Annotated in this window: 5 protein-coding genes; 4 read left to right on the top strand and 1 reads right to left on the bottom strand. The window is 37.3% G+C overall.

Annotated features, from left to right (window positions below; all coding sequences use genetic code 11):
- Nucleotides 1–94: 94 nt before the first annotated feature.
- Complete coding sequence (locus D1J36_RS02745) at nt 95–478, bottom strand: HU family DNA-binding protein (protein WP_154137860.1); 384 nt, start codon at nt 476–478, stop codon at nt 95–97.
- An 873-nt stretch (nt 479–1,351) separates the two neighbouring features.
- Between D1J36_RS02745 and rpoB the strand changes: the two genes are divergently transcribed.
- The 4 genes from rpoB to D1J36_RS02725 all read left to right on the top strand — a co-directional run bounded on the left by rpoB (nt 1,352) and on the right by D1J36_RS02725 (nt 12,787).
- Complete coding sequence (gene rpoB / locus D1J36_RS02740; protein WP_154137861.1) at nt 1,352–5,179, top strand: DNA-directed RNA polymerase subunit beta; 3,828 nt, start codon at nt 1,352–1,354, stop codon at nt 5,177–5,179.
- 82 nt (nt 5,180–5,261) lie between these two features.
- Nucleotides 5,262–9,530 (top strand): DNA-directed RNA polymerase subunit beta', encoded by a 4,269-nt coding sequence (rpoC, locus tag D1J36_RS02735; protein WP_154137862.1) that lies wholly within the window; start codon nt 5,262–5,264, stop codon nt 9,528–9,530.
- Nucleotides 9,531–9,610: 80 nt separating this feature from the next.
- The gene (locus D1J36_RS02730; protein ID WP_004916801.1) at nt 9,611–9,919 is read left to right on the top strand and encodes a DUF3467 domain-containing protein; all 309 of its coding nucleotides are present in this window, start codon (nt 9,611–9,613) and stop codon (nt 9,917–9,919) included.
- Nucleotides 9,920–10,000: 81 nt separating this feature from the next.
- Complete coding sequence (locus tag D1J36_RS02725; RefSeq protein WP_154137863.1) at nt 10,001–12,787, top strand: T9SS type A sorting domain-containing protein; 2,787 nt, start codon at nt 10,001–10,003, stop codon at nt 12,785–12,787.
- Nucleotides 12,788–12,789: the final 2 nt, after the last annotated feature.

The following is a 12,789-nucleotide window of genomic DNA, read 5'->3' as shown; positions in this document are numbered from 1 at the left end:
CCCTAGCGTGGCGTTTAGAATTTCCTAACTAGGGAATTAAGATTTCCTAGCTTGAGAATTACCATTCCCTAGCTAGGAAATTTTTTGTGGGTAGCTAGGCTTTCTCAAACTTCAGCGTTTGTAACATCTTTTTAAGGTCAGCTCCTGGGGTAAACAGCACCTTTGTATTTCTAATCACTGCTGAAGTTACTTCCTCTTCCTTAGCTTTGCCCTCGCTGCTAAGGCTCACTCTCATACTGCCGAGTTCGCCTAGCCTTACAATTCGTCCTTCTGATAATGAGGTTTGCATCACATCTACGAGGGCATAAAGCACCGCTCTGATGTCCGCTCCACTTACGGTAGAGATTTTCTCGATGTCTTTAGTAAGACCTTCTAGGGTTTTCTCTCCTTGATACACAGGCGATGCATAGAATTTTTTGTCGCCTCCGCCCGCCACACCTGGCTGGGCTTTCTGAATGGTTTTGTACTTAATTGACATAAAGATTTAGTTTTTAGATATTAGATGTTAGTTGTTAAATGGTTGATGGCTATTAGAGGTTGGAGGTTGGTCTTAAGGGCTGATGAGGCTATACTAAGTTCTAATCTCTCATATCTAACCTCTAACCTTAAAAAACGCCTCCCCCCTCTAAACACACACAAAATGAGGAGGAAGGCTAAAACAGAGAGAATAGAATACCCTCTCTGAATACTAAAAGCACCCAACAAGAACGACCATGTTTTAAGACAAAACAATGGTGCTTTTAGTAAATATTGATGAAAGCTAAAATTAGAATGGTATAGACACAAAAAGCCCCCAACAAAAGTTAGCGGAACTCTATTTATAATTAACGATAAAAGTTGAAATAATTTTCTAGATAATACAGCACATACCCACGAAACTACCTGCTGTGTGTGTGTGTGTTTACGAAATTATTTGGAACAGCCAAATAATTCTGTAACTTTTTCACATTTTCTTGTATGTTGTTGATAGCGTATTGCATAAAGACGAGACAAATGTATAAGCTATTTTTTAGATATGCAAATTTTATAAGGTGATAATTTAGAGGGTAGAAGGTTTGTGAGGTTTAATAAAAAAATATATCTTTGCAGTTCATTTTGAGTGATATACACTTCTGAAATATAAAATAAGAATACAAAACTCTTATCCTTAGGGATTTAGGGTTTTGTTCTGTTGTGTTTCAAAGGGTTATCTGTCTGATGAGAAAATTGAAAATATTTTGCACTACGCCGTGAAAAGATATACCGGAGTTGCAGTTAGAAAGTTTTTTAGGAAATGATGCCTGAATAGCTTTCTGATATTTTTAAAAAGAGTAACAAAATATTTTTAAACCAGCAATCTTCTAAAAGTTTTATGAGTAAATCAAAGACGACACAAAAAGCTCAGGGAAATCAAAGAATTAATTTCTCGTCGGCTAAAGGAAGAGTGGAGACGCCAGACTTTTTGGATATCCAAATTCAATCCTTTAAGGAGTTCTTTCAGCTAGACACACTTCCGGAGCAGAGAGTGAACGAAGGACTTTACAAAACCTTCCAAGAAAATTTTCCAATTACAGATTCTAGAAACCAGTTTGTACTAGAGTTTTTAGATTACTTAGTAGATTCTCCTCGCTATTCTATAGATGAGTGTGTAGAGAGAGGGCTTACTTATTCTGTGCCATTAAAGGCAAGATTAAAACTATACTGTACAGACCCAGAGTACGATGATTTCCAAACGGTAATCCAAGATGTATATCTAGGTACAGTACCTTATATGACGCCTAGTGGTTCATTTATCATCAATGGTGCAGAGCGTGTGGTAGTAACACAGTTACATAGATCTCCAGGGGTATTCTTCGGGCAGACTTACCACGCTAATGGTACTAAATTATACTATTCTAGAATTATCCCATTTAAAGGGTCTTGGATGGAATTTACTACGGATATCAACAGCGTAATGTACGCTTATATAGACCGTAAGAAAAAATTACCATTAACCACTTTACTTAGAGCTATCGGTTACGAATCTGATAAAGAAATTCTTCAGATATTCGACTTGGCAGAAGAGGTTAAAGTGTCTAAAGCGGCTCTTAAAAAAGTAGAAGGTAGAACTTTAGCAGCTAGAGTTCTTAATACTTGGTTTGAAGATTTCGTAGATGAAGATACAGGTGAGGTAGTTTCTGTAGAAAGAAACGAAATTATCTTAGATAGAGAAACCGTTCTTGAAAAAGAACATTTAGACTTGATTTTGGAGGCTGGTGTTAAAACCATTTTAATCCATAATGAAAACACTAAGGAGTTCTCTATCATTCAGAATACATTACAAAAAGACCCTACCAACTCAGAAAAAGAAGCGGTAGAGTACATCTATCGTCAGTTGAGAAACGCAGATCCACCTGATGAAGAAACTGCAAGAGGAATTATAGAAAAGCTATTCTTCTCGGAGCAGAGATATTCTTTAGGAGAGGTAGGTCGTTACAGATTGAACAAAAAACTAGGTCTTAGCGTAGACGAAAGTGTAGAGGTGCTTACTAAGGAGGACATCATTAGTATTGTAAAACACTTAATAGAGTTGGCTAACTCTAAAGCAGAGGTAGATGATATAGACCACCTTTCTAACAGAAGAATTAGAACGGTAGGAGAGCAGTTGGCAGGTCAGTTTGGTGTAGGTCTTTCTAGAATTGCAAGAACAATCCGTGAGAGAATGAATGTTCGTGATAACGAATTGTTTAGTCCAACAGATTTAGTTAACGCTAAAACATTAACATCGGTAATCAACTCGTTCTTTGGAACTAACCAGCTTTCTCAGTTTATGGATCAAACCAATCCACTTTCTGAGATTACACATAAGAGAAGATTATCAGCTTTAGGACCTGGTGGTCTTTCTAGAGAAAGAGCAGGTTTTGAGGTTCGAGATGTTCACCATACACACTACGGAAGAATTTGTCCAATCGAGACGCCGGAAGGACCGAACATTGGTTTGATTTCTTCGTTAGGTATTTATGCTAAAATCAATAATCTAGGTTTCATAGAAACGCCTTATCGTAAGGTAGAAAATGGTAAAGTAGATTTAGATGCGGCACCTATTTATCTTAATGCAGAAGATGAGGAGGCTAAAATTATTGCTCAAGCGAACGTGGAGCTTGCTGATGATGGTAAGTTTGAAACAGAGAGAATTATTGCTCGTTTAGATGGAGATTACCCAGTGGTAGAACCAGAGCAAGTAGATTTAATAGATGTAGCCCCTAACCAGATTTCTGGTATTTCGGCATCACTTATTCCTTTCCTAGAGCACGATGATGCTAACCGTGCCTTGATGGGATCTAACATGATGCGTCAGGCAGTACCATTATTAAAACCTCAAGCACCTATCGTAGGTACAGGTCTAGAGAAGCAAGTGGCTAGAGATTCTAGAATTTTAATCAATGCTGAAGGAACTGGTGTTGTAGAGTATGTAGATGCTGAGAGAATTGTTATAAAATACGATAGAACTGAAGATGAAGATATTGTAAGCTTCGAATCAGCTACTAAGACTTATCATTTAACTAAGTTCAGAAAAACCAACCAATCTACTACTATTACTCTTAAACCTATTGTAAGAGTAGGAGATAGAGTAGAAAAAGGACAAGTGCTTTGTGATGGTTACGCAACAGAAAACGGAGAGTTAGCATTAGGTAGAAACTTAGTGGTAGCATTCATGCCTTGGAAAGGGTATAACTTCGAGGATGCGATTGTAATCAACGAAAAAGTAGTTCGTGAGGACTGGTTTACTTCTATCCATGTAGATGAGTATTCATTAGAGGTAAGAGATACCAAACTAGGTATGGAAGAGCTTACAGCAGATATTCCTAATATCTCTGAAGATGCTACAAAAGACCTAGATGAAAACGGTATGATAAGAATCGGAGCAGAGGTAAAACCTGGTGATATTCTTATCGGTAAAATCACACCTAAAGGAGAGTCTGATCCTACTCCAGAAGAGAAGTTATTAAGAGCTATCTTCGGAGATAAAGCAGGAGATGTAAAAGACGCTTCTTTAAAGGCAGATTCTTCATTAAGAGGGGTAGTGATAGATAAAAAGCTATTCTCTAGAAACATTAAGGATAAGAAGAAGAGAACAGAAGAGAAAATCAAGCTAGAAGAAATAGAAAACCAATACAAGACTAAGTTCAACGAGCTTAGATCGGTTCTTTTAGATAAATTAAACACTATTGTTAATGGTAAAACATCTCAAGGAGTTAAAAACGACTTAGGAGAAGAAATCATTGGTAAAGGTGCTAAGTTCTCTATGAAACTACTTCAGTCAGTAGAAGATTACGTAAATGTAAGCGGTTCTGACTGGACAGTAGATGCAGATAAAAATGAGTTAATTAAGCAATTAATTCATAACTATAAGATTAAGTACAACGATTTACAAGGAGTTAAAAACCGTGAGAAATACGCTATTTCAATCGGAGACGAGCTTCCTTCAGGAATCATTAAGTTAGCTAAAGTTTACATCGCTAAGAAGAGAAAGCTAAATGTAGGAGATAAGATGGCAGGGCGTCACGGTAACAAAGGTATCGTATCTAGAATCGTTCGTGAGGAAGATATGCCTTTCTTAGAAGACGGTACGCCGGTTGACATCGTTCTTAACCCACTAGGGGTACCTTCTCGTATGAACATTGGTCAGATTTACGAAACGGTACTTGGTTGGGCAGGTAAGCAGTTAGGCTTGAAGTTCGCAACGCCTATCTTTGATGGTGCTAAACTAGACCAAATTACAGAGTACACCGAAAAAGCAGGGCTACCTATCTACGGAAACACTTATCTGTATGATGGTGGTACAGGGGAGAGATTTACTCAACCAGCTACTGTAGGTGTGATTTATATGTTGAAACTTGGTCACATGGTAGATGATAAGATGCATGCTCGTTCTATTGGTCCTTACTCTCTCATCACGCAGCAGCCATTAGGAGGTAAAGCTCAGTTTGGTGGTCAGCGTTTCGGAGAGATGGAGGTTTGGGCACTAGAAGCATTCGGTGCGTCTAACATCTTGAGAGAAATCCTAACAGTGAAGTCAGATGATGTGATTGGTAGAGCTAAAACTTACGAAGCTATTGCGAAAGGAGAGGCAATGCCAGAGCCTGGTATTCCAGAATCCTTCAATGTATTGCTTCACGAGTTACAAGGTTTAGGATTAGATGTAAGGTTAGAGGAATAATAGACACGAGATATGAGATACAAGATAAAAGAATACCATCTTCTCTTGGTTCTCGGTTCTCTTAATCTTTAAAAGAAACAAAATGTCAAATAAAAATAAAACAAGTAGATTTAATAAAATCTCGATAGGTTTAGCTTCACCAGAGTCTATTTTACAAGATTCAAGAGGGGAAGTATTAAAACCAGAAACCATTAACTATAGAACGCACAAACCTGAAAGAGACGGGCTTTTCTGTGAGAAAATATTCGGTCCTGTAAAGGATTACGAGTGTGCTTGTGGAAAATATAAGCGTATCCGTTATAAAGGCATTGTCTGCGACCGATGCGGTGTAGAAGTAACGGAGAAAAAAGTGCGTAGAGAGCGTATAGGGCACATCAACTTGGTAGTTCCTGTAGCTCATATTTGGTACTTCCGTTCTTTACCAAATAAGATAGGTTATCTTCTAGGATTACCATCTAAGAAGCTAGATATGATTATCTATTACGAAAGATATGTGGTAATTCAGCAAGGTATCGCTAAAAAATTAGATGGTTCTGATTTCGAGGAAATGGAATTCTTAACCGAGGAAGAATATCTAGATATTTTAGATACACTTCCTGCGGAAAATCAATACTTAGATGACTCTGACCCTAATAAGTTTATCGCTAAAATGGGAGCAGAAGCAGTGGAAGAATTATTAAAGAGAATAGATTTAGATGCTCTTTCTTATGATTTAAGACACAAGGCTCACAACGAAACATCTAAGCAAAGAAGAACAGAAGCACTTAAAAGATTATCAGTAGTAGAAGCTCTTAGAGATGCTAATACGAGAATGATTAACCGCCCAGAGTGGATGGTAATGCGTGTGCTTCCTGTAATACCACCAGAGTTAAGACCATTAGTACCACTAGATGGTGGGCGTTTTGCGACATCGGACCTTAACGACCTTTACAGAAGAGTAATTATCAGAAACAACCGTCTTAAGAGACTTCTAGAAATTAAAGCTCCTGAAGTTATCTTAAGAAACGAGAAGCGTATGCTTCAAGAAGCGGTAGATTCTTTATTTGATAATACAAGAAAATCTTCTGCGGTTAAATCTGAGTCTAACAGACCATTGAAATCTCTTTCTGATTCATTAAAAGGTAAGCAAGGGCGTTTCCGTCAGAACTTACTTGGTAAAAGGGTAGACTACTCTGCTCGTTCGGTAATTGTGGTAGGTCCTACTTTACAATTACACGAGTGTGGTATCCCTAAAGATATGGCGGCAGAGCTTTATAAGCCGTTCATCATCAGAAAACTAATAGAAAGAGGTATCGTAAAAACGGTAAAATCTGCGAAAAGAATTATAGATAGAAAAGAACCTGTGGTGTACGACATTCTAGAAAATGTAATGAAAGGTCACCCAGTACTTCTTAACCGTGCTCCTACGCTTCACCGTTTAGGTATTCAGGCGTTCCAACCTAAAATGATTGAAGGTAAAGCGATACAATTACATCCATTGGTAACTACGGCATTCAACGCTGACTTTGATGGTGACCAGATGGCGGTACACTTACCTTTAGGTCCAGAGGCTATTTTAGAGGCTCAACTTTTAATGTTAGGTTCTCAGAATATCTTGAACCCTGCTAACGGTTCTCCAATTACGGTACCTTCTCAAGACATGGTACTTGGGCTTTATTTTATGACTAAAGAAGCTCACTCTACGGAGGATTATAAAGTGAAGGGAGAAGGTTTAACTTTCTACTCTCCAGAGGAAGCAGAAATCGCCTACAACGAAGGACAAGTAACGCTTAATGCTAAAGTTAAGTGTAAACTTCCTGTAAAAAATGAAAACGGAGAATTAGTAACTAAACTGATTGAAACTACTGTTGGTAGAATTTTATTCAATCAGATAGTACCTGAACAAATAGGATTCATCAATGAACTTTTAACGAAGAAATCATTAAGAAATGTAATTGGTAGAATCTTAGCAGAAACTGATTTCCCAACTACAGTTCAGTTCTTGGATAGAATGAAAGACTTAGGATACTCTAACGCATTCAAAGGAGGTCTATCGTTCAGCTTAGCTGATATTGTGGTGCCAGAAGAGAAGAAACAAATGATAGCTTCGGCGGTAGAAAGTGTAGATGATATTAAGGCTAACTATAACATGGGTCTTATCACTGATACTGAGCGTTATAACCAAGTAATTGATGTTTGGACAAATACTAACGCTAACCTTACCGAAATGATTATGCAGAGAATGAAGACCGATCAAGGTGGTTTCAACTCTGTATATATGATGCTAGATTCTGGTGCGAGGGGTTCTAAAGAGCAGATTCGTCAGTTATCAGGTATGCGTGGTCTAATGGCAAAACCTCAAAAAGCAGGTTCAGTAGGTGCGGAGATTATCGAAAACCCTATTGTAGCTAACTTTAAAGAGGGGCTTTCTATCCTTGAGTACTTTATCTCTACTCACGGTGCTCGTAAAGGTCTTGCGGATACGGCTCTTAAAACGGCGGACGCTGGTTACTTAACGAGAAGGTTGGTAGATGTAGCTCAAGATGTTATCATTACTGAAGACGATTGTGGTACACTAAGAGGTGTAGAAGTAACACCACTTAAAAAGAATGACGAAATAGTAGAGAGATTATCTGAAAGAATTTTAGGTAGAATTTCTTTACATGATATATATGATCCAGAAACAGACGAGTTAATCGTAGAAGCTGATGTTCTTATAGATGAAGAATTAGCTAAGAAGATAGAAGAGGCTGGTATAGAGTCTGTGGAGGTTCGTTCACCTTTAACTTGTGAATCTAAGAGAGGTATCTGTGCTAAATGTTACGGTAGAAACTTAGCTACAGGTAAGATGATTCATATGGGAGAAGCTGTGGGTGTTATTGCAGCACAGTCTATCGGGGAGCCAGGTACACAGCTTACCTTGAGAACCTTCCACCAAGGGGGAACAGCGGGTAACGTTTCCGAAAATCCATCTATCGTAGCTAAGAGAGATGGTATCGTAGAAATGGACGAAATTAGAACGGTAACTTCTGAAGATGAAGAAGGAAACCAAGCTGAAATTGTGGTATCTCGTTCTACCGAATTCCGTTTGGTAGCAGATAATGCTAATAGAACACCTATTATGGTGGCTAACTTACCTTACGGTTCAATACTTTCTGTGAAACCAGGGGATAAAGTGAAGAAAGGAGACCTTATCGCAAGATGGGATCCGTATAACGCGGTAATCATTGCTGAAACTTCTGGTAAGGTAGAGTACGAAGATATTATCAAAGGAGTGTCTTTCCAATTAGAAATTGACGAACAGACAGGCTTTGAAGAAAAAGTAATCTCTGAATCTAGAAATAAAAAAGCGGTACCTACCCTTAGAGTGGTAGATTCTAAAGGAGTAGAGCAAAAATCTTACAACTTACCTGTGGGAGCTCACTTAATGGTAAATGATGGAGAGAAGATTAAAGCTGGTAAGATTTTAATTAAAATCCCAAGAAAATCTGCAAAAGCAGGGGATATCACGGGAGGTCTTCCTAGAGTAACGGAACTTTTCGAAGCTAGAAATCCTTCTAATCCTGCGGTAGTAACCGAAATTGATGGAGTAGTATCTTACGGAAAAATCAAGAGAGGTAACCGTGAGCTTATCGTAGAGTCTAAATCAGGAGAAATTAAGAAATACTTGGTGAAGTTATCTAACCAAATCTTAGTTCAAGAAAACGACTTCGTAAGAGCAGGCTCTCCATTGTCAGATGGTTCTGTAACGCCTAATGATATTTTAGCAATTAAAGGTCCTACAGCGGTACAAGAATATCTGGTAAACGAAATCCAAGAGGTATACCGTTTACAAGGGGTGAAGATTGATGACAAGCACTTTGAAATCATCGTTCGCCAAATGATGACGAAAGTAGAGATTGTAGATGGTGGAGATACTCAGTTCTTAGAAGGTAGTCTAGAACATAAGCAAGACTTTATCGAAGAGAACGAAAGAGTGTTTGGTATGAAGGTGGTTACCGACCCAGGAGATTCTCAAGTGCTTAAAGCAGGTCAGATGATTACAGCGAGAGAATTAAGAGACGAAAACTCTAAGCTTAAGAGAGAAGACTTGAAACTGGTAGAAGTTCGCGAAGCACTTACAGCTACAGCACACCCAGTTTTACAAGGTATCACAAGAGCGGCTCTACAAACTAAGTCATTTATGTCTGCGGCATCTTTCCAAGAAACTACTAAGGTGCTTAACGAAGCAGCGGTATCAGGTAAAGTAGATGAGTTGAATGGTCTTAAAGAAAATGTAATTGTAGGACACAGAATTCCTGCAGGAACAGGTCTTAAAGATTATCAAAACTTTATCGTAGGTTCTAACAAAGAATTTGAAGACTTAAACTAATTTAAAAAACAGTTTGAAAGGTAGAAGATATTTATTATCTTTATACCTTTCAAACTAAATAATAACTAAATAATAATTTTATGGACAACAATCAAAACCAAGATCCAAACAACATTAACATTGAACTTAACGAAATGGTAGCAGCTGGTGTATATGCTAACTTAGCTTTGGTAAACCATTCTCCATCTGAGTTTGTTTTAGACTTCATTCAGTTAATGCCAGGTGTTCAACAAGCTAAAGTAAGATCTAGGGTAATTTTAGCACCATTACATGCTAAAAGAGTTCTAAATGCTTTACAGCAAAATATTGCTAACTATGAGCAACAGTTTGGAGAAATTAAAGAGGTTGAGCCTTTTGTATTAGGTGGTAACAATACGCCTCAAGCGTAATAAAGTTAAATTACCTTTAATAAAAAAAGAATCTCACTCTTTAGTTGGAGTGAGATTCTTTGTATTTTAACAAGAAGATATATGAAAAAATATTTACTCATTATAGGTTCATTTACAGTGCTAATAGCTAATGCACAGGAATCTAAAACTGTGGAGAAGAGAGTTGCTCTTCAGAAAAATTTAAATAAGTTCAGTCAAGAAATAGCTAAACGTCGTGCTAATTCAAACTCTTATGGTCAGATACCGCCCAATAAATATTTTGAGCAAGATTATAAGCTTACTATGAATCCACTATCTGGAGAAGTAAATAGAGAACAGCTGAAAAAAGTATGGCAAGAACTGAGAAAAGGAAAGTTTAGTGCTAAAAAAGAGATAGGATTACTTAGTACGTCTAGTAATTTAGAAACATTGTCGGCTTCTGTTAATAATAAACTTTGGACAGAAAGAGGACCTTATGAGGTGGGAGGAAGAACAAGAGCTATAATGTTTGATCCTAATGATGCTACGGGTAAAAAAGTTTTTGCAGGAGGTGTTTCGGGAGGTTTATGGGTAAATAATGATATTACTGATCCAAATTCTGAGTGGACACCTGTAAATGATTTTTGGGAAAATACCTCGGTGGTATGTATGACTTTTGATCCTAATGATACTCATACTTTTTATGTAGGTACAGGAGAATCTTGTACTTATGATAATGTAGGTTCTGGGATTTGGAAAACGACAGATGGAGGCCAAACATGGACTAATATATTTACTCAACCTGTATCCTATTCAGGAGATGTGAGAAGAGGAAATTTTTACATTAATGACATTAAGGTAAGAAACAATAATGGTGCATCTGAAGTCTATGTAGGTGTAAGTGGAGGATATAATGAAGGCTGGCATGGGCTTTATGATGCGGGCTTGTATAGATCTGTAGATGGAGGACAAAGTTTCTCAAAAGTAAGTAGTTTGATTGCAGGAGATAGTATTGGGTACTCTATCCAGCAAATTGAAATTGCTGTGGATAACTCCGTATGGGTGTCTACTAGACAGTCAATGTTTGGTAGTGGTATTTTGTCAGGAGGAAAAGTATTCAAGTCTGAAGATGGTATCAATTTTACTAATATTTATGATGCTTCTTTGCCTAACTCTAGAGTAAACTTTGCTTTATCAAGACAAGACGCTAATAAAGCATATGTTTTAATGGAAGGAGGTGGAGACACAGAGCCTGTAAGAATTCTTAAAACAGTTGATGGGGGTACAACTTGGTTAGCAACTAATGATGCTAATGCTATTATAACTTTACCTGATGATCCTGATACAGGAATAGAAGCCAATGACTTTACAAGAGGGCAAGCTTTTTATGATTTGGTAATAGCAACAGATCCTGATAATGATGAAGTGGTGTATACAGGAGGTATCAATATTCATAAATCTACTGATGGAGCTGTAACATGGAATACACTCACGAAGTGGCATTCTTCTATTGCATTAGACAAAGTTACGATGCATGCAGATCAACATGCTATAGTGTTCAATCCTGCTAATAGTTCACAAATTCTATTTGGTAATGATGGAGGTATTTACTTTGCCTCAGATAAAAATGCGATTGGGGCTAGCACAGGCATAGAAATGAGAAATAAAAGATATAATGTAACTCAGTTTTATGATGCAGCTATAAATCCAGTTGCTAATCCAGCTAATGAAGAGATTATAGCAGGAGCACAAGATAATGGAACTCAAGCTTTATCAGGGACTCCATTGTCTAATAATTTTTATGAAGCCTATGAGTATACTGGTGGTGATGGAGGTCAGGTAGCTTATGATGACGAAAATCAGTATGTAATTAATGGATATGTGTATAATAACCATTACCTTTACTCTTACCCAACTAATAAGTTTGTTTATTTACTATCAACAGAAACAAAAAGAGAAACAACAGGACACTTTATAAATGAAATAGGGGTAGATAAAAACTTAGATATATTTTACTCTTATAATGCAGGGCTTAAACTTCATAGAGTGAGTGGTTTAAAATCTAATCCTCTTAAATTAGTTGAAGGAACGGTAACAGTGGGGACACCTGCCTCTGGAGAGGAAGTGAGCAAAATAGCTGTGTCTCCTTATACCACAACATCTACAAAATTATTTGTAGGGTCAAATATTGGTAATCTTTACAAGGTAGTAAATGCAAATACAACTAAGCCTACTTCAACCAAATTGGTAACCCCTTTTGTGGGAAGTATATCAGATATAGAGTTTGGTACTTCTGAAGATAATATAATAGTAACTCTACCTAATTATGGCTCTGATGTAAGTAAAGTTTATTACACTACCGACGGTGGACAAACATGGCTCAATAAACATGGCAATCTACCAGATATACCAGTTAGATGTGCGTTTATGAACCCAGAAAACATCAATGAAGTTTTATTGGGTACAGAGTTGGGTATTTGGGGAACAACTAATTTCCAATCGGCTACACCTACTTGGGAGCAATACTCTAATGGGCTTGGTAATGTAAGAGTTACAAATATAGACTATCGTCCTTCTACCAAAACATTATTAGCTTCTACCTATGGTAGAGGAGTGTTTACTTCTGTTAATGAAGAGGTTGGGCTAAGCACAAAGGAAACAAATACATTAAAAAATAATACTAGAGTTTATCCAAATCCTTCTCGTGGAGAGCTTCATTTACAGTTTAATGAGCAGGAATATAATAATGTTAAAGTTTTAATATATGATGGCTCTGGTAGATTAGTATACACTCAAAATGGTGTAAAAAATGGTGTGGAATTTTATGTAAACCTTCCAAAGGGTGCTTATGTACTTAGTGCAGAGAGTCAAGGGAAGGTATTTTATACATCAACACTAATCATCAAATAAAA

It is taken from the genome of Riemerella anatipestifer, assembly GCF_009670965.2.
Classification (GTDB): domain Bacteria; phylum Bacteroidota; class Bacteroidia; order Flavobacteriales; family Weeksellaceae; genus Riemerella; species Riemerella anatipestifer_B.
The sequence above is the reverse complement of the archived record's forward strand: the minus strand, read 5'-3'. Positions and strand labels throughout refer to the sequence as shown.

What these genes read in the sequence shown, in the direction of transcription:
- D1J36_RS02745 (WP_154137860.1), bottom strand. Translation starts at nt 478, where the DNA reads ATGTCAATTAAGTACAAAACCATTCAGAAAGCCCAGCCAGGTGTGGCG.
- rpoB (WP_154137861.1), top strand. Translation starts at nt 1,352, where the DNA reads ATGAGTAAATCAAAGACGACACAAAAAGCTCAGGGAAATCAAAGAATT.
- rpoC (WP_154137862.1), top strand. Translation starts at nt 5,262, where the DNA reads ATGTCAAATAAAAATAAAACAAGTAGATTTAATAAAATCTCGATAGGT.
- D1J36_RS02730 (WP_004916801.1), top strand. Translation starts at nt 9,611, where the DNA reads ATGGACAACAATCAAAACCAAGATCCAAACAACATTAACATTGAACTT.
- D1J36_RS02725 (WP_154137863.1), top strand. Translation starts at nt 10,001, where the DNA reads ATGAAAAAATATTTACTCATTATAGGTTCATTTACAGTGCTAATAGCT.